This is a genomic window from Nonomuraea sp. NPDC049709 (genome assembly GCF_040674815.1).
Classification (GTDB): Bacteria; Actinomycetota; Actinomycetes; order Streptosporangiales; family Streptosporangiaceae; genus Nonomuraea.
In genome coordinates this window covers 1-17,009 of the sequence record NZ_JBFANM010000140.1, presented here as the reverse complement: position 1 = coordinate 17,009, position 17,009 = coordinate 1, and the positions used below count along the sequence as shown (strand labels likewise).

The following is a 17,009-nucleotide window of genomic DNA, read 5'->3' as shown; positions in this document are numbered from 1 at the left end:
CTGACGCGATGCCGACCCAGCACAGCCACAACCCGTCACGGGGTCCTGCCCGGACCCCGTGACACGGCGGCGGCGTTCCGGACGGGCGCCAGCAGGCCCGCACCCCACCATCCGCCCGCTGCCGGCCGAGATGTGCACGCCGTACCCGAACATCGGCTATGGGCTGGGCATGTTCGTGCAGACCACCGCATTCCAGAAGGCCGACGGGCTGAGCACCCAATGGGAAAGGCCGGGACCGGCGAAGTCGTGCCGCCAACCCGCCGCTGGATCTCGCCAGATTCTAAAATATCGTTCTAGTATCGGCAGGGAGGGTTCCACAGCCGGCAAGGGTCCCAGGAGAGGACAGCCATGGGCGTACTGGAAGGCAAAGTCGCAGTCGTCACCGGAGCGAGCAGGGGCATCGGCGCCGCGATAGCGGTAAGGCTGGCCGCTGAGGGTGCGAAGGTCGTCGCCGCCGCCCGTACCGTCGACGCGTCGCAGAGCCGCCTGGAAGGGACGATCGGCGACACCGTCGCTCGGATCGAGGCGGCCGGTGGCACCGCCTTCGCCCAGGCCACCGACCTGTCGCGGGAGCAGGACAGGCAGGCGCTCATCGAGGCGGCCGAACAGCGGTACGGCACGGTAGACATCCTGGTCAACAACGCCGCGGTCACCTACTTCACGCCGGTGTCGGACTTCACCGACCGTCGCTACCACCTGATGTTCGAGGTGCAGGTCAACGCACCCTTCCACCTCGCCCAACTGGTGATGCCCGGGATGCGGGAACGCGGCGAGGGCTGGATCCTCAACATCTCCTCCATCGCCGCCCGGCACCCGACGTTCCCGCCCGGCCCCCACGCCGGTTTCGGCGGCACGGTGTACGGCATGTGCAAGGCCGCCCTCGAACGCTTCACCACCGGCCTCGCCGCCGAGCTCTACGCCGACAACATCGCCGTGAACGCGCTGTCGCCGAACCAGGTCGTCCCCACCCCGGGCACCCTCTTCCACCGCCTCACCACCGACGACGACCCGAACGCCGAGCCTCCCACCGTCATGGCCGACGCCGCCCTGGCCCTGTGCCACCGCCCGGCCGCGGAGCTCACCGGCCGCATCGCGTACTCGCAGGACTTGCTGGCCGAACTCCAGAAGGGCTGACGCCGGGATCGCCCGCGGGCTGCCGGCCCCGTCACTCCGGGCGCGTACGGCGCTCGCGCCCTTCCCCCGCTGGGCGTCCGAGCAGCTTGTCGATGTTGCGGCGCTCGCGTTTGGTGGGCCGCCCCGCGCCCCGAGCCCGGACGGCCACCGTCACGGTCTCCTCGCGGGGAGGCGGCGGAGGGCTCTTGTCGACGTAGCACTCGGCGGCCACGGCGGCGCCGACGCGCTTGGTGATGACCCGGGAGACGACGACGATGCGTTCGCGCCCCTCGTGCCGCAGCCGGATCTCGTCACCGGCCCGGACGGCGTGCGCGGGCTTGACGCGTACCCCGTTGACCCGGACGTGGCCGCCCCGGCAGGCGTCGGACGCGATCGACCGAGTCCTGGTGAGCCGGACCGACCAGATCCAGCTGTCCACCCGCGCACTCACCTGCTCACCTGCCACTCCGACACCCTACTGAGTGCCGTGACACCCCGTCGATCGCGCAGGAGCCGAGTGTGCTGACATGCGCGTGCCGGATACGGCCGATCCGATCCCCTGTATGCGGGGCGGGTCAGACAGCGGCGTCGGTGGAGCGGCTGAGTTCCTCCCAGCCGGCCAGGTCCTGCAGCCGGGATGCGAGCTCGGCGCGAATGCCGTCGATCGCATCACTGCCCAGCACCAGCCGCAGGGGTGGGTTGCCGCTGTGGACGGCGGTGACGATGGCGCTCGCGGCCTTGGCGGGGTCGCCTGGCTCCTGGCCCCGCATCGAGTCGATGGTCGTCCGGAAGGCGCCGACGCTGCCGTGATATGCCTCAGGCACCGCGGTGACGATCTTGCTCGCGTTGATCTGGGTACGGAACGCCCCAGGTTCGACGATCATTACGCGGACGCCGAGCGGGGAGAGCTCCTGGGCGAGCGTCTGCGACAGGCCTTCCAGGGCGAACTTGCCCGCATGGTAGGCGCCGAATCCGAGGAAGGTGACTTGCCCGCCCATGGAGCTCATCTGCACGATCGTGCCGCTGCCCTGCTCGCGCAGGTGCGGCAGCACCGCCTTGGTGACCTCGGCGGCGCCGAAGAACAGCGTGTCCATCTGACTGCGCAGCTGGTCCATGTCGAGCCCCTCGACCGCGCCGAAGAGCAGGTTGCCGGCATTGTTGACCACGACGTCGATCCGGCCGTGGACGGCCAGTGTCGCCTCGACCGCATCCTTGATGGAGCCTGAGTCGGTCACGTCCAGCGTGGTGATGCTGACCTGGCCCTGGCCGAGCTCCACCAGATCGGCCAGGGCCTCCGGGCGGCGGGCGGTGGCCATCACCCGGTCGCCCGCAGCAACCGCGGCACGAACGAGCTCGCGACCGAACCCGGTGGAACAACCAGTGATCAGCCAGACCCGGGCCTGGCGGCCGGCGATGTCAGTCATGCGTGAATCTCCTCATGTGTCCGGGTCGCCGCGTGCTTCCCGCTGTCCACCAGCCTGTCCGGGGGCCGTGATCCAGATCCAACACTCGCTTTCTGCCGCGCTACAGTCAGAAGCTGTGACCCATCCTGAGCTGCGGCAACTGCGGTATTTCGTCACGGTGGCCGAGGAGCTGAGCTTCACCCGGGCAGCGGAACGCCTGAGGATCGCCCAGCAGTCACTCTCCCAGCAGATCACCGCGCTGGAGCGTCGGCTGGGGGTGCGGTTGCTCGACCGAGACAGCCGTGGCACCCGGCTGACGGCTGTCGGAGGTACGTTCGTCTCCGAGGCTCGCGCCGTCCTGGAACGCACGGATCAGGCCCTCGCCGTCCTCCAGCGGGCGCGGCGGGGCGAAATCGGCGATCTGCGCCTGGCCTTCTTGAGCACCGTCGCCAACCATCTGCTGCCGCCCATCGTCCGAGCCCTGCGCGAGCAGTTGCCGGACGTGCGCGTCACTACCGAGTCGACGGCCATCGCCACCCTCGTGGCGGGCGTCACCAGCGGGCGCCACGACGCCGCGTTCACCCGCCCACCACTGGCCGACGGCCTCGCGTCCCGAACGCTGACCAGCGAGCCCGTGTGCGCGGTCCTGCCCGAAGGCCACGTCTTGGCCGACCGCACCGAACTGGACCTGCGGGACCTGGCGGAGGAACGCTGGATCCTCACCCCGCCGGACTCATGGGAGCCCTGGCACCGGGCCTACAACGACCACTTTCACGAGGCGGGCTTCGTTCCCGACGTCGTCCACACCGACGCCAACCCCCAGAACCTCCTCGGACTGGTAGCCGCCGGCGTCGGCGTTACCCGCCTGGCTCGCTCTTCCCGGAGCCTTCGCCGTACCGGCGTCGTTTTCGTCCCCATCACCGGCGCGTACGCCCCCACCGAGGTCATCTGGCGACCGGGTAACGACAACCCCGCGCTCGTGCGTCTGCTTGAGATCGTCACCGACCTCGCGGCAACCCGTGATCTCACTCAAAGCGGATGATCGGTCTGCCTGGGCCTGACAGCGGTTCTCATGGAGTTCTCAGGCGGACTTTGTAGCACTTTGAGCTGAATTTTATGAGTATGGGGGCATGGACCACGTGCCGCCGGAGGCCGGTGCGGCCGAGGCTCCGCTAGCCCAGGGGGCCGTGGCCGGAAGGAGGGCTCGGCGGTTCGCCGTCGCGGGCGGCGTGCTTGTCGTCGTGGCGGTGCTGGCGTACTGGCTGGGAAGCAGCGGTGGGAACGGCGAAGGGACCGCGCCCAGGCCGAGTGCGACGCCGTCGCCCAGTGCGACGCTCGCGGTGCCCGACGTCTTCAAGAGGGTCGGGCCGTCGGTGGTGGTCATCCAGGCAGGGGAGTCGCTCGGAACCGGGGTGATCGCGGCCGAGGACGGGACGATCCTGACGGCGCACCACGTCGTCAAGGGCACGAAGGACGTCAACCTGACGTTCGCGGACGGCACCAAGGCGAAGGCCGTCGTCGCCTCGTCGAATCCCAAGCGTGACGTCGCGATCCTCAAGCCCGCGGAGCTGCCGGAGATCGTCGTCCCGGCGACGATCGGTGGCGGCGTGGCCGTGGGCGCCCCGGTCGTGGCGATCGGCAATCCGCTGGGCCTGACGTACAGCGTCTCCACCGGCGTCGTGTCGGGCCTGAACCGGACCGCGGAGACGGACCTGAGCGGGCTCATCCAGTTCGACGCCTCCGTGAACCCGGGCAGCTCCGGCGGTCCCCTCCTGGACGCTCGCGGCCTGGTCATCGGGATCGTCGTCTCGATCGCCGACCCGGGAGGCGACGAGGCGTTCGCCGGCATCGCGTTCGCGGTGCCGATCGGCGTGGCCCTGGGGGGTCCCGATGGTGACGGCCCGCCGGGCGAGGGACCCCTCATCTGACCGACGAGAAGGAACGCCATATGACCTCGACCAAGTCCCCCGAGCCGGCCCAGGCCCATCCACTCGAACAGGTGCTGTTCGAGGTCAAGCGAACCATCGTCGGCCAGGACATCCTGCTGGAGCGCATGGCCGTCGCGCTGATCGCCGACGGCCACCTGCTGGTGGAGGGCGTGCCGGGCCTGGCCAAGACGCTCGCGGTGCGGTCGCTGGCCGCCGCGATGGCCGGGAGTTTCCAGCGCGTCCAGTTCACCCCCGACCTGGTGCCCGCCGACCTCGTGGGTACGCGGGTCTACCACCAGCACTCCGGCGAGTTCAGGACGGAACTCGGCCCGGTGTTCGCGAACCTGCTGCTGGCCGACGAGATCAACCGCGCCCCCGCCAAGGTGCAGAGCGCCCTGCTGGAAGTGATGCAGGAACACCAGGTGACGATCGGCCGTGAGACGTTCCGGGTGCCGGAGCCGTTCCTGGTCATGGCGACGGAGAACCCGATCGAGTCGGAGGGCACGTACCCGCTGCCCGAGGCGCAGGTCGACCGGTTCATGATGAAGGTGGTCGTCGACTATCCGACGCAGGCCGAGGAGCGGGCGATCGTCGACCGGGCGCTGCGGCCGCCGGAGCCGCCGCAGCCGATGGTGACGGCCGAGGACCTGATGGCGATGCGGGTTCGCGCTCAGGAGGTGTACGTCGATCCGGCGGTCGTCGACTACGCCGTACGGCTGGTCTCCGTGACGCGCTCCCCGGCGACGGGTGGGCTCGGCGAGCTGGAACGGTACGTCACGTACGGGGCGAGCCCGCGGGCGTCCATCGCGCTCGTCACGGGCGCCCGGGCGCTGGCGTTCCTGCGCGGCCGCGACTACGTCCTGCCGCACGACCTGTCCGAGCTCGCGCTCGACGTGCTCCGTCACCGCCTCGTGCTGTCGTACGAGGCCCTCGCGGACGACGTCGACGCCGACACGATCGTCTCCAGGGTGCTCGGGGCCGTCCGGGCGCCCGACGTCGTCCTGCAGAACCGTTGAACGCGATGGCCACCGCCCCCGAGAAACTCCTGCTCCGCCTGGAGTGGAAGGTCGTCCGCAGGCTGGACGGCCGGCTACAGGGCGCCCACCGCACCACGTACCGCGGCTCCGGGATCGACTTCACCGGGCTGCGCGCGTACAGCGAGGGCGACGACGCCCGCCACATCGACTGGAACGTGACCGCACGCCTGGACGAGCCGCACCTGCGCGTGTTCACCGAGGACCGCGAGCTCACGGTGTGGCTCGTGCTCGACCGGTCGGCGTCGATGACGGCCGGGCGGCCGGGGCGCGGCAAGCACGACGTACTCGCCGAGCTCGCGCTCGTCCTCGCCCGGCTGTTCGGACGGGGCGGCAACCGCGTCGGCGCGCTGCTGTTCGACACCGGGATGCTGCGCGTCGTGCCGCCCGGCACCTCCCGGCGGCACGCGCTGCGGATCGGCGCCGAGCTGGACCGCACCTCCGCGGCGCACGGCGGCGCCACCACCGACCTGGCCGAGATGCTGGACGCGGCCGGGCGGCTCGCGCGCCGCCGCGCGCTCATCGTCGTGCTGTCGGACTTCATCGGCGAAGGCGACTGGGAACGCTCGCTCCAGCGCCTGGCCCGGCGGCACGAGGTGGTCGCCCTGCGGATCGTGGACACGGCCGACGACGTGCTGCCCGAAGCCGGGCTGATCGTGGTCGAGGACGCGGAGACCGGCGAGCAACTCGTCGTCGACTCCGCCGACCCGCTGCTCCGGGTACGCTTCCACGCCGCCGTCGACGCCCGCGACGCCCGGCTCAAGGCGGGCATGCGCCGGGCCGGGGTGCCCGTGCACCGCGTCGACACCGACCGCGACCTGGCCGAGGCGCTCGTCGAGGTCGTCGCCCGCACCCGGGACCGGTCGTCATGAGGTCGACGAAGGAGGCCTCATGACCCTGTCCTCCCCGCTGCTGCTGGCCGTCGGACTGCTCGTCACGGTGGCGCTGGCCTGGGCTGCCGTCGTCTCGGCGCGCCGCCGGGCGGCCGCCCTCGCGGCAGCCGGGGTCGCCGCGCCGGACGGCCGCCGGGCGTACCTCGGGATCGGCCTGACGGTGGCCGGCGTCGGGGTGCTCGCGATCGCCACCTCCGGACCGGCGGCCATGGTGCCGGTCCCGCGGACCTCGGGCACCGTCATCCTCGCCATGGACGTCTCCAACAGCATGGGCGCCGACGACGTCGCGCCCACCCGGCTGGCGGCGGCGCAGCGGGCGGCCCGCGCGTTCGTGGCGGCGCAGCCCGACAGCGTCGACATCGGCGTCGTCGCGTTCGAGCGGGGCGCGCACACCACCGCCCGGCCCGACGCCGACCACTCCATCGCGCTCAAGGCCATCGACCGGCTGAAGATCGCCGGCGGCACCTCGCTGGAGACGGCCATCACGGCCTCGCTGATGGCGATCACCGGCAAGGAGGTGGCCATCGACCGCGACGGCGCCGCGCCCGACCTCGGCTACTGGCCGTCGGCGACGATCGTGCTGTTCTCCGACGGCCAGAACCTGGGCCGGGACGTCGAACGCGCCGCCACCGTGGCCCAGCAGGCAGGCGTACACATCCACACCGTCGGCGTCGGCACCACGGCCGGGGCCACGGTGAAGGTGGACGGCTACCACCTGCAGACCTCGCTGGAAGAGGACACCCTCACCTTGATCGCGCAGACCACCGGCGGCGCCTACCACCCCGCCTCCGACACCGCGCGCCTCGACGGGATCGCCGACACGATCGACCTGCGGCTCACCGTCTCCGACGAGCCGCTGCCCCTCGCCGGCGGGCTGATCGGGCTCGCCCTCGCGCTGCTCACCGCAGGAGCGGCGCTCACCGTGCTCCGGTCCGGACGGGTGATCTGAATGACGTTCTCATGGCCGTGGGCGCTGCTGACCGTCCTGATCATCCCGCTGATCCTCGCCATCCGCTGGTGGGCGCTACGCCGCCGCCGGCGGGCCGCCGTCCGCGTCACCTCGATCTCACTCGTACGCACCGCGCTGCCCGGCCGTACGCGCTGGACGCGCAAGATCCCCCCGGCCCTGTTCATCACCGGACTCGCGCTGCTCGCGGTCGGCGCCGCGCGACCGCAGGCGTCGGTACCGGTGCCGCAGACGTCGGCGACGATCCTGCTCGCGCTCGACACCTCCGGCTCCATGTGCTCCACGGACGTCGACCCCAACCGCCTCACCGCCGCGCGGAAGGCCGCCGCGGAGTTCATCGAGTCGCAGCGGGGCGGGCCGCGCATCGGCCTGGTCACCTTCAACGGCTCCGCGGGCCTGGTCGTCCCGCCCACCGACGACACGGACGCGCTGACCGAGGCGCTGGACAACCTCACCGTGGCCCGTGGCACCGCGATCGGCCAGGCCATGCTCGCCTCGATCGACGCGATCGCGGAGGTCGACCCGTCGGTCGCCCCCACCGGCGCGGACCCCGGCACCGGAGGCTCCGGGGAAGGCTACGCCGGCGCCGCGATCGTCGTGCTCACCGACGGCGCGAACACCCAGGGCGTCGACCCGCAGACCGCCGCCCAGGAAGCGGCTTCGCGCCGACTCCGCGTCTTCACCATCGGCTTCGGCACCACGAACCCGGCCCCGATGGTCTGCGAGAACTCCCAGTTCGACGGCCGCGGCTTCGGCGGCTGGGGCGGCGGCTTCGGCGGGCGCGGCAGGTTCGACAGCGGCCGCAACATCCGCATGATCGACGAGCCCGCGCTCAAGCAGATAGCCCGGACCACCGGCGGCTCCTACCACCGCGCCGAGAACGCCGACCAGCTCCAGAGCGCCCTCGACACCCTCCCCGGCAGCTTCACCGTCGTCCGCCGGCAGGTCGACACTGCCGCCGCCTTCGCCGCCGGCGGCGCCGTCCTCATCACCGCGGCCCTGTCCCTCTCCCTCTGGTGGAACCGCCCCCGCACCCCGACCCGCTGACGGTCCGGCCGGGGGAGGCGTGTGCCACCGCGGCTACCCCCTCGGCCGCCCCGGGACCCCGGAGGACGTGGCACGGGACAGCAGGTCAGCCGCGGGTGCCGACCGGGACGTGCAACGACAGGTGCGTGGACAGGGCGCGGAGGAAGTCCGGGGCGTCGAAGACCGCGCCCGCGGAGGCGACGCCGGTGGTCCTGGTCCGCCCGGTGAGGATGCGGTCGACCGCCTCCACCGCGAGCGGCGCGCTGACGGCGTAGATGTCCTGACCGGTGGCGGTCACGCGGCGTTCCGCGCCGCCGGAGCGGACGAGCACGTCGACGACGAAGGTCTGCGCCGAACGGCCACGGTCGTCGACGGCGGCCGGTGCCGATGGGTCAGGAGCGCCCAGGTCCGCGGCCGCCTTGGCGGTCATGTAGGTACGTACCTCCGAGACGTCCAGGTGGCTGGGAACGGTGACGACGTCGGCCATGGTGAACTCACCGATGACGCTCTGCCGGCCGAGCGGAGCCGGGAAGGGCCACTCCAGGGTCGGCAGCGCGTCGTCGTGGTACTCCAGCCGTCCGCCGGTGAAGCGGACCCGGCGGCCACCCCGTCGCTCCCCCGAGACCACGCCCGAAGCGAGCGTTCCGGTGGTGGGGTGCCAGCTGCTCAGACCGTAGGCGACGTGCACCTCGTCCGCCGCCGTCCAGTCGCCCATCGCGGTGGTGACCAGCAGGTCGCCGAGGCCGCCGTAGAAGGCCATCGCCGGGACCACCACGGTGCCCGCGGCCGTCGCTCGGTCGGCGAAGTGCGCGAACGTGTCGACGTTCGCCTCGATCTCGGCCGCCACGTCGACATACGGGATGCCGGCCCGCAGCGCCGCCTCGACCAGCGGGCCGGCGGTCGTGGCGAAGGGCCCGGCACAGTTGATCACGGCTGCCGCGCCCTCCAGCGCCCGGTCGAGCGAGGCCGGATCATCGACCGACGCCTGCCGCGCCGCCAACCCCGGGTGGGCCGCCACCAGCGCCACCAGCTTGTCCTGGTCGCGGCCGAGGAGCAGCGGGACGTACCCACGCTCGAGCAACTCCGCGACCACGAACCGCCCGGTGTGCCCGTAGGCGCCGAACACCGCCACGTTCCGACCCGATCCCATGCCTGCTCCCGCGTTCTTCGAAGTGATTCAGTACGCAAATCCTGTCCCTGCTGGCACATCTGTGCCTAGTGTCCGAAACGACACGACCCATACAATTTCCGACATGAACTCGTTCCCGCGCTCCGTCGCGGTCGCCGCCACCGACGGGATGCTGCACTTCGAGCTGGCCCTGGCCTGCGAGGTCTTCGGCTCCGCCCCCGACGCCCTGCCAGGCCCCTGGTACGACGTCAGGGTGTGCGGCACGCAAGCCGTCCGGGTCGGCCGGTTCCAGCTGGAGCCGGACTGCGGGCTCGACTGGCTGGCGCACGCCGACACGGTGATCGTCCCCGCCCTGGCGGACGTCGACGAGGACCCGCCGGCCGACCTGGTCGAGGCGGTGCGCGTGGCCCACGAGTCGGGTGCGCGGGTGGTCTCCCTGTGCACGGGCGTGTTCGTACTCGCCGCCGCCGGCCTGCTGAACGGGCTGCGCGCGACCACGCACTGGGCCCACACCGGACAACTGGCCGCCCGCTATCCCCAGGTGGAGGTCGACCCCGACGTCCTCTACGTCGACAACGGCACCGTGCTCACCTCCGCCGGCAAGGCCGCGGCAATGGACCTGTGCCTGCACCTGGTACGCCGCGACCACGGCTCGGCGGTCGCCAACGTGGTCGCCCGCCGCCTGGTCGTGCCACCCCACCGGGCCGGCGGCCAGGCCCAGTTCGTCTCCACGCCGGTGCCCGCGCAGGACGGCCACCCCCTGGCCGAGCTGCTCACCTGGGTGATGCGCCGCCTGGACCAGCCGCTCACGGTGGAGGACCTGGCCCGCCAGGCGAACATGAGCTCACGCCACCTGGCCCGCCACTTCCGCTCGCTGACCGGCACCACCCCGCTGCAGTGGCTGCTGACCCAGCGGATCCGCCGCGCGCAGGAGTTGCTGGAGACCACGGACGACAGCGTCGACACCATCGCCTCGGCCGCGGGCATGGGCACGGCGACAACACTGCGCCGCCACTTCCACCGCACGATCGGCGTCCCGCCGGACGCCTACCGGCGCACGTTCCGGGCATGAGACCGCGGCCCCCGGCACTCAGCCACGGCCCGTACGGTTCTCCCTGACGCAGCGAGCAGGGGCGTGCGGACGCGTACACCGGATCGCATCCGCGCGAGTCGGATTGCCGAGCCGATATGGCACCGGTCCCGGCGGCTCGGCACGCGGATTACGCAACACAGCGCAATTCGAAATCCCGTGCGTACAAGGCGGGGTTCAGAAGCTGATTGACAAGAGCTCCTGATTTGCCGGTTTTACGCATGCGCCCCCTGCATATGCCATGCCCGGCGCCGCAGCCCGTCGTAAATGCATAACGCGTTTACCCGCAGTATCAGACGTGCTTTACTTCCGCCTTGTAAGCCACACCCTCTGGGAGGGTCAATGGGGGAGCTGGTCGGGATCGATCCCCTCGGCGCAGACAAGCTGATCCGCCAGATGGAGGCGGGCAAGGATGTCCTCGGCCGGACACGGCCGGGACTCGAAGCAGCGATCGCCGAGGCGGGCCCGGACTGGGCCGGCCGCACGGGTGTCACCACCATGCATCGCACCTGGGCGTTCTTCCACGAGTCCCAGCAGGACCTCAGATGGCGCATCGACACCCTCAAGCGCATGGTGCCGACAGGGCAGAAGGGCATGCTGACCGCCACCCTGCCCTTCAGCAGCCGGACGGAGGCGGCGCAGGCGGCCAAGGAGGACGCCGCGGCGATCATCGAGGCGCTCAAGCGCCACGACGAGCACCTCTCTCAGCAGAGTTGGAGCGAGGTGGAGAAGGCCGTGGCGGCGCTCAAGGGCCGGGTCGACGACCCTGCCTACGCCGCGGCGCTGCTGGCCGCACTCGGCCCCGAGGCCTTTCAGAAGTTGTTCCGCGACTGGATGACCACGCAAGCCGGCGGGGATCGCCGAGGGTTGACCCTGGAGGCGGGCAAGCGGGCCGGCGCCGGTTCACCGGGCCTGCTGGCCAGGGCCTTCGCCAGTGCGGAGAGCTCTGGGCGGCTCGGGCCGGAATGGCAGAAGATGGTGGAGAGCGCCCCATCGGACATCCTCACCGCCCTCGTGAGGCTTGCCCCGCAGTCGGGCACGTTCCTCAATCGGGTGGCGGTCAATCTGCTGAATCGCCCACCGAACTCTGACGCGTTTCCCACCGATCCCAACTGGAACCTGTACAACCTGGCCAAGGCGTTCGCGGCGAATCCGGAGGCGTTCCAGCGATTCCTGGCCGAGCACCCGAAAGAGGCGGGGGTCCTGCTCGACGCCTACACCATCAGGTCAAGCGGCGTCCCTGCCTATGAGGCAGCGCTGGCCCAGGCGTTGGACGGGGCGCTGCAGCCGAGATCCGGGTCGTTCGAGGTGCAGGAGCGTGCCTGGATCGTCGTCATCAACAGCATCGGGTCCGATCACTCTCTCTGGGTCGGTGGCAGTCTCGGCACCTTTCCCGATTCGCCGATCAGCCGGGTGCTGGCCAAGAACATCGGGCCCATCCTCGACAAGCTCGCGCGAGGCCAGGCTGACAAGAGGGCTCAGGACGCGTACACGCAAGCGGTAGCCGACGGGGTGGAGAACCCACCACTACCGCCGCCCTATCTGGCTCCCCGGGCTCCATGGAACACGGTCGACCCAGCCGTGAGCGCCCGGTTCTTCGGCGCGTTGATGCAGGACCCCGCCGCGGCCGCCACCTTGGCGAAGCTGGGAAAGGAGTATGTCCAGGAGATGGACATGGGTCGCTTCCCACCCTTCGGCTCGGACAACTACAGCGCGTCGGCGTTCTACAACTACGCCGCACGGGCGGGAGCGCTGGCAAGCCTGCTGCTGTCTGGATCGACCTACGCCGAGTGGAGCGACGACCAGTACGCGGAATGGCTCGCTGGAAGCATTCTTATGCCGGTTGACTACCTTGATCAGTTGGTGCCCGTCGTCGGCAAGATTCCGGGCACTGGTAAGGCGAAACTGCTCGACGAAATCAAAGACAGATTGAAGAAAATCATTACGGATTACATGGACGAGAAGACGCCGGAGGACGCGGGGACGGTTGCCGCCAGGCTGGTCAATATGCAAGTAGACGCGATGATCAAGTCGCTGAAGGCAGCCGGACATGGTGGGCTGACGACAGACGAGCACAGCACATTGAGAGATGCCGCGATGGGCCGAATGCTTGGCGCTCTGACCAACGCCCTCAAGGTGAGAGGTGGTTGATCATGCTCAATAGGGTTCAACTGCTCCGAGAGGCAGCCGAAAAGGAGTTGCTCGCCTCTGCGTTCGCCGGATACGCCACACGCCTTGCCGGGACCTTCGACGGTTTGCCATCGCGACCAGGCGACAGCGATGCTTTCTGGAGAGGGGCGGCTGCGGATCGGTACCTTGCGGATGCCGTCCGTCTCAGGCGCGAGATGGCCGATCTCGAAAGCTCGTGCTTGGCGACCGCTGAGGCCCTTCGGCGCCGAGCCGACCAACTCCGGAAGGAGGCGGCGCAGGTGCCCGACTCGGCGTGAGTGGGGTCAGGCGTCGCGAGGGTAGCATTCGGTCTTTCCGACGATCGCGATATTGGGCGTGGAATCCAGGCGGGCGAAGAGTATGAAGGTCAATCGCGCTTCCGGATTGACCAGTACGGCAACGCTCGTGTCGTCTTCCCGCAGGTCGAGATTGTCCACAACCTCGTCGTGATAGCCCCTGCTGAAGAGTTCGCCTTTCAGTATCCCGACAAGGCTGATCGGGCTCTCCTTGGCCGGATTCGCGAAGCTGCCTTTGGCGATGTAGAAACGTCGCTGCTTATCGGGTCCACAGGTCGAGCTCTGGTCCGGGCCGTCCGCCCGTTCCCTCGTCAGCCCCGTTATGCCTGCCTCGACCCAGGACACCACTGCATCCCCGTCGCTCACGAGCTTCTTGACAGCATCCGCCAGCGGCGGTGGTTCCGGCTCGCCAGAACAGCCCGTCAGGACCGCGAAACAGACAAGTGCCGCGGCAGCCACCCTCGAAGACGCACCAAGGCGCACGATCGGACCTTATCCGAGCAGGCTCCACTCGTACATCGGATCCGCCCCAGCCATAGCGAGCTGCGATGGAGGGACACATCCTTTACCGCTGCGAGCGCTATTTCCTGGAGCCAACAGGGTCGGGCCGCCCGAATTGCCTATTGTCGGAAGATTTCGCCTGCCGCGGTGGCACGCCGTTCCCGGTAGTCGAGCCTCCTCACGTTCCCAGCCGCTCGTGCGAGTTTGAGCGACACTGACAGGATGCGCGAGCTGCGTCGTCGTCCGGACCCGGATCAGCAGTCCCGCCTGCCCCACCTGATCCGGTTGCCGCTCGGGGAGGGGCTGTTCCCGCGCGCGGGCGGCACCAGGCCGCGCTCGATCTGGTGCCGGACCGGCACCGGAGAACCGGTCGCAGATCGTCTTCACCCAAGGCCCGCGGCCGGGACGCGATCTTCTGGCAGACGGCCCGGGTGCGTAAGCAAGCCCGCCGGAACGTGACCAACCCCCGCCAGCAGGTCGAGCTCGTCCGACGGCGGTTGCCGTGCGGCGACTACGGCGTCGAGATCGCCGGGACGCTGCACGCGGCAGGGGAGCGCAAGAGCCTGGCGGTCTGGTGGGGTCCCAGCTCGACACCCGGCGGAAGGGCGGCCAGCTGACCGAGCCGGCCGCCCTTCCGCACGCTGCGGTGGTGGAGGAGGAGCACTACAGCCAGGTGTCAAGCTGGAACACGTACGCCCGGCGGTGGTCGCCGACGGGATGGCCGAGTTGCAGGCGGCCCCCGACGATATTGCGCCTTGGCTCGGAGCGTCATGGCGTCGGGTCGTAGGGCGTGGGCGAAGCGCTGTTCGGGCCATCGGCCGATTCGCCGGACGGAGCGGGGCCGAGCGTCCGGGGGAGTTCGAAGAGCTCGAACAGGCTCGGGTCGCGGAACGCGATGATCTGTCTGATCCCCGTGTCGGAGGCCGAGAGGACCATCACGGCGTGTACGTGGTGAACGCCGTCCGGGCCGCGCTGGTACATGGCGACCGCGGGCTGCCCGTTGGCCGCGGTGGGCACCATACGGCAGGCGCCTGGCCCGGTGAGAACCCTGGTCGCGAAGAACCGGACGACGGACTCGCGCCCGGCGAACCAGGTCGGGGTGGGCGGCATCTCCAGGACGGCGTCCTCGGTCAGCAATTCCATGAGGGCGGAGATGTCGGCGTTCTGGAAGGCGGCGACATAGCGGTCCAGCAGTTCCCGCCGGCGCGTGCCGGAGATCTCGGGCGTGTCGTCCTCGGCGGGTGCCGCCTGACCGAGCTGTGCTCGAGCGCGCTGCAGGACGCTTTTGACCGCGGGGACGGAGATGCCGAGCATCTCGGCGACCTCCGCCGCGCGCAGCGCCAGTACGTCGCGCAGGATGAGGACGGCGCGCTGGCGCGGGGGCAGGTGCTGCAGGGCGGCGATCAGGGCGAGGCGCAGGCTTGCGCGCGCGGCGACGATGGTGGCGGGATCGTCGGAGCCGGCGGTGAGCAGCCGGTCGGGGAAGGGTTGCAGCCACGTCACCTCCGCCGGCGGTGCCAGGGGGCCTTCGGGGTCGTCGGCGGGACCGCCGAGGCCCGATGGCAGCGGCCGGCGCTTGCGGTGCTCGAGTGCGGTGAGGCAGACGTTGGTCGCGATCCGGTAGAGCCAGGTGCGCAGTGACGCCCGGCCTTCGAACGCCTCGTACGAGCGCCACGCGCGCAGATAGGTCTCCTGCACGAGGTCCTCGGCGTCGTGGACCGAACCGAGCATGCGGTAACAGTAGGCCAGGAGCTCGGGCCGGTACGGGGAGGCCAGCCGTGCGAAGAGGTCGTTGTCCGGCATCACCGTCGGCCGGGCCCGCCTGCCGTCCGCCGGGTCGAACGTCCCGTAGGTGGCGTTGAGGCGGGGTGCCGGGCGTTCCGCTGCATGTGGCTCATCATCCACTGGATCGTCGACGTAGCTGCGGCCCATCTGGGTCACCGCCCGGCGCCGGGTGGGTCGGCGAGTTCGACGAGCTGCACGTAGTTTCCGACCGGGTCCTCCACCGTCGCGATCCGGCCCGGGCCGAAGTGCTCCACCGGACGGATCCACTGCGTGACGCCCAGCGCCTTCAGGTGGGTCACGACCGCCTCGATGTCCTCGACGTAGAAGTTGATCAGGATCCGGCCCGGTTCCCGTGTGCTCTGCTCGAGATCGTCGCGGCGGTCGAACACCAGCCGCCCGTCGCCCACCATCAGCACGGTGCCCGGCCCGGCCGCCGGCGCGAAGGCCGCGCGGTACCAGTCGCTGAGCCGTTCCGGATCGTCGCTGCCCAGCACCAGGCCGCCCAGCCGGATCCCCGTCGTTGTCATCATGATCGTTTCCTCTCGGTCGTCATCGGGATCCCGTCACCTCTGTCGACTCGGCGGCCCGCCGAAAGGAATCGGTCCAGGCGGCTGGAGGTTCTGCACCATGGGCGGCACGCGTCAGGACGGTTCATCCCAGGTCTGATGGTGGTCAGTCCGCGATCAGGCCGCCGGTGAGGTTGGCGACCGCCCCGGTGATCGCGGACGCGCGGTCCGAGGCGACGAAGGCGGCCACGTTGGCGATCTCAGCGACCGTGGGAAGCCTTTTGCGCAGTGTCCGGTCCTCCATGCGGGCCAGGAACGCGTCGCGGCTGATGCCGTAGGCATCGGCGTGCAGGCCGTATACCTCGGAGAGCTGCGGCGTCTCCGGCATCCCCGCCGCGTTCAGGCAGACGACTCGTACACCATGCGGTCCGAGCTCGGCGGCCAGCCCCCGCGACAGCGCTTCGATCGCCGCCCATGCCGGTGCCATGCCTCCCATGAGCGGGACCGCCGTCCGCGACGGGCTCGCCGTGATCGTCAGAATCACACCCGACCCCTGGCCGGTCATACGCCGTGCGGCGGCTCTGGAGGTCAGGAAGTTGGCCTTGGGGTAGGTGGCCATGGGCAGGTCGAAGCCGTCCGGCGACAGGTCGACGATGCGGGTGCCCTGGATGCCGGTCTGCGGGAGGCTGGTGGCGTTGAGAGAGATGTCGATGGAGCCGGCCTGCCGTACCACCGCATCGGCGTGCGCTTCGACGGCCTCCGCATCCAGCACGTTCACCGTGGCGACGTCTGCGACGCCGTTCGAGGCCCGGATCCTCTCCGCCACCGCCTCCAGCGCGGCGCCGGTGCGCCCGGCGAGGAAGACCCGTGCACCCTCCGTGGCGAAGGCGTGAGCGACCGCGCTTCCGATCGCTCCGCTCGCTCCGTAAACAATCGCGTTCTTCTTTTCGAGCAGCACCGTTTCTCCTGGTGTGGACTGCGGAGTTCCGTCACACCTGTCGACTCGGGGGCCCGCCGAAAGGAATCGGTCGATGCGGGGTCGTCCATGCCGCGGTGGTGCCCGTCTCGCGGGCGGCGACGGCGTATTCCAGGACCGGGTACGCCGCCCGTCACGGGTCCATCGAGGACCTCGTGACGAGCTGTGGTCGCGCGGGTCGGCATGTCATCAA

Annotated in this window: 17 protein-coding genes; 10 read left to right on the top strand and 7 right to left on the bottom strand. The window is 70.3% G+C overall.

The features are described 5' to 3' along the window. Positions 1–348 precede the first annotated feature (348 nt). Positions 349–1,134 (top strand): SDR family NAD(P)-dependent oxidoreductase, encoded by a 786-nt coding sequence (locus tag AB0J69_RS59005; protein ID WP_364137564.1) that lies wholly within the window; start codon positions 349–351, stop codon positions 1,132–1,134. A 31-nt stretch (positions 1,135–1,165) separates the two neighbouring features. Here AB0J69_RS59005 and AB0J69_RS59000 read toward each other — a convergent pair whose 3' ends face one another. Together AB0J69_RS59000 and AB0J69_RS58995 are read right to left on the bottom strand one after the other, a co-directional pair. Then, entirely contained in the window at positions 1,166–1,579 is a 414-nt protein-coding gene (locus tag AB0J69_RS59000; protein WP_364137562.1) for an RNA-binding S4 domain-containing protein, read from the bottom strand. A 109-nt stretch (positions 1,580–1,688) separates the two neighbouring features. Continuing rightward, a complete protein-coding gene (locus AB0J69_RS58995) occupies positions 1,689–2,537 on the bottom strand; it encodes an oxidoreductase (protein ID WP_364137560.1) in 849 nt (282 codons plus the stop codon). A 115-nt stretch (positions 2,538–2,652) separates the two neighbouring features. Between AB0J69_RS58995 and AB0J69_RS58990 the strand changes: the two genes are divergently transcribed. The 6 genes from AB0J69_RS58990 to AB0J69_RS58965 all read left to right on the top strand — a co-directional run bounded on the left by AB0J69_RS58990 (position 2,653) and on the right by AB0J69_RS58965 (position 8,385). Next, positions 2,653–3,558: a LysR family transcriptional regulator gene (locus tag AB0J69_RS58990; protein ID WP_364137558.1), complete on the top strand. Its 906-nt coding sequence runs from the start codon at positions 2,653–2,655 to the stop codon at positions 3,556–3,558. An 88-nt stretch (positions 3,559–3,646) separates the two neighbouring features. Then, positions 3,647–4,444, top strand: coding sequence for a trypsin-like peptidase domain-containing protein (locus AB0J69_RS58985; protein WP_364137556.1), 798 nt, complete (start codon positions 3,647–3,649; stop codon positions 4,442–4,444). A 20-nt stretch (positions 4,445–4,464) separates the two neighbouring features. Next, on the top strand, positions 4,465–5,460 hold the full coding sequence (locus AB0J69_RS58980) for a MoxR family ATPase (RefSeq protein WP_364137554.1): 996 nt from the start codon (positions 4,465–4,467) through the stop codon (positions 5,458–5,460). A 5-nt stretch (positions 5,461–5,465) separates the two neighbouring features. Then, a complete protein-coding gene (locus tag AB0J69_RS58975) occupies positions 5,466–6,350 on the top strand; it encodes a DUF58 domain-containing protein (protein ID WP_364137552.1) in 885 nt (294 codons plus the stop codon). Positions 6,351–6,369: 19 nt separating this feature from the next. Then, positions 6,370–7,320, top strand: coding sequence for a VWA domain-containing protein (locus tag AB0J69_RS58970; RefSeq protein ID WP_364137550.1), 951 nt, complete (start codon positions 6,370–6,372; stop codon positions 7,318–7,320). Beyond that, positions 7,321–8,385 (top strand): VWA domain-containing protein, encoded by a 1,065-nt coding sequence (locus AB0J69_RS58965; RefSeq protein ID WP_364137548.1) that lies wholly within the window; start codon positions 7,321–7,323, stop codon positions 8,383–8,385. 85 nt (positions 8,386–8,470) lie between these two features. Here AB0J69_RS58965 and AB0J69_RS58960 read toward each other — a convergent pair whose 3' ends face one another. Continuing rightward, positions 8,471–9,514, bottom strand: a complete 1,044-nt coding sequence (locus AB0J69_RS58960) for a saccharopine dehydrogenase NADP-binding domain-containing protein (RefSeq protein ID WP_364137546.1) — start codon at positions 9,512–9,514, stop codon at positions 8,471–8,473. 103 nt (positions 9,515–9,617) lie between these two features. On the opposite strand from AB0J69_RS58960, the gene AB0J69_RS58955 reads away from it, so the two are divergent. Beyond that, on the top strand, positions 9,618–10,565 hold the full coding sequence (locus AB0J69_RS58955; protein WP_364137544.1) for a helix-turn-helix domain-containing protein: 948 nt from the start codon (positions 9,618–9,620) through the stop codon (positions 10,563–10,565). A 360-nt stretch (positions 10,566–10,925) separates the two neighbouring features. Continuing rightward, complete coding sequence (locus tag AB0J69_RS58950; RefSeq protein WP_364137542.1) at positions 10,926–12,734, top strand: hypothetical protein; 1,809 nt, start codon at positions 10,926–10,928, stop codon at positions 12,732–12,734. 302 nt (positions 12,735–13,036) lie between these two features. Here the strand turns inward: AB0J69_RS58950 and AB0J69_RS58945 are convergent, their stop codons facing one another. After that, positions 13,037–13,531, bottom strand: a complete 495-nt coding sequence (locus AB0J69_RS58945) for a hypothetical protein (RefSeq protein ID WP_364137540.1) — start codon at positions 13,529–13,531, stop codon at positions 13,037–13,039. A 449-nt stretch (positions 13,532–13,980) separates the two neighbouring features. Here AB0J69_RS58945 and AB0J69_RS58940 point away from each other — a divergent pair, with 449 nt between their 5' ends. Further along, on the top strand, positions 13,981–14,166 hold the full coding sequence (locus tag AB0J69_RS58940; protein WP_364137538.1) for a hypothetical protein: 186 nt from the start codon (positions 13,981–13,983) through the stop codon (positions 14,164–14,166). Positions 14,167–14,317: 151 nt separating this feature from the next. Here the strand turns inward: AB0J69_RS58940 and AB0J69_RS58935 are convergent, their stop codons facing one another. The 3 genes from AB0J69_RS58935 to AB0J69_RS58925 form a co-directional block, all read right to left on the bottom strand. Then, positions 14,318–15,352, bottom strand: a complete 1,035-nt coding sequence (locus AB0J69_RS58935) for a sigma-70 family RNA polymerase sigma factor (protein ID WP_364137566.1) — start codon at positions 15,350–15,352, stop codon at positions 14,318–14,320. Between the two features lie 134 nt (positions 15,353–15,486). Then, on the bottom strand, positions 15,487–15,864 hold the full coding sequence (locus AB0J69_RS58930) for a VOC family protein (protein ID WP_364137536.1): 378 nt from the start codon (positions 15,862–15,864) through the stop codon (positions 15,487–15,489). Positions 15,865–16,006: 142 nt separating this feature from the next. After that, the gene (locus AB0J69_RS58925) at positions 16,007–16,798 is read right to left on the bottom strand and encodes an SDR family oxidoreductase (RefSeq protein ID WP_364137534.1); all 792 of its coding nucleotides are present in this window, start codon (positions 16,796–16,798) and stop codon (positions 16,007–16,009) included. Positions 16,799–17,009: the final 211 nt, after the last annotated feature.

Bases quoted from the DNA above. Each gene is read 5' to 3' on its own strand.
- AB0J69_RS59005 (WP_364137564.1), top strand. From the start codon at position 349: ATGGGCGTACTGGAAGGCAAAGTCGCAGTCGTCACCGGAGCGAGCAGG.
- AB0J69_RS58995 (WP_364137560.1), bottom strand. From the start codon at position 2,537: ATGACTGACATCGCCGGCCGCCAGGCCCGGGTCTGGCTGATCACTGGT.
- AB0J69_RS58985 (WP_364137556.1), top strand. From the start codon at position 3,647: ATGGACCACGTGCCGCCGGAGGCCGGTGCGGCCGAGGCTCCGCTAGCC.
- AB0J69_RS58980 (WP_364137554.1), top strand. From the start codon at position 4,465: ATGACCTCGACCAAGTCCCCCGAGCCGGCCCAGGCCCATCCACTCGAA.
- AB0J69_RS58975 (WP_364137552.1), top strand. From the start codon at position 5,466: ATGGCCACCGCCCCCGAGAAACTCCTGCTCCGCCTGGAGTGGAAGGTC.
- AB0J69_RS58970 (WP_364137550.1), top strand. From the start codon at position 6,370: ATGACCCTGTCCTCCCCGCTGCTGCTGGCCGTCGGACTGCTCGTCACG.
- AB0J69_RS58965 (WP_364137548.1), top strand. From the start codon at position 7,321: ATGACGTTCTCATGGCCGTGGGCGCTGCTGACCGTCCTGATCATCCCG.
- AB0J69_RS58960 (WP_364137546.1), bottom strand. From the start codon at position 9,514: ATGGGATCGGGTCGGAACGTGGCGGTGTTCGGCGCCTACGGGCACACC.
- AB0J69_RS58955 (WP_364137544.1), top strand. From the start codon at position 9,618: ATGAACTCGTTCCCGCGCTCCGTCGCGGTCGCCGCCACCGACGGGATG.
- AB0J69_RS58950 (WP_364137542.1), top strand. From the start codon at position 10,926: ATGGGGGAGCTGGTCGGGATCGATCCCCTCGGCGCAGACAAGCTGATC.
- AB0J69_RS58935 (WP_364137566.1), bottom strand. From the start codon at position 15,352: ATGCCGGACAACGACCTCTTCGCACGGCTGGCCTCCCCGTACCGGCCC.
- AB0J69_RS58930 (WP_364137536.1), bottom strand. From the start codon at position 15,864: ATGATGACAACGACGGGGATCCGGCTGGGCGGCCTGGTGCTGGGCAGC.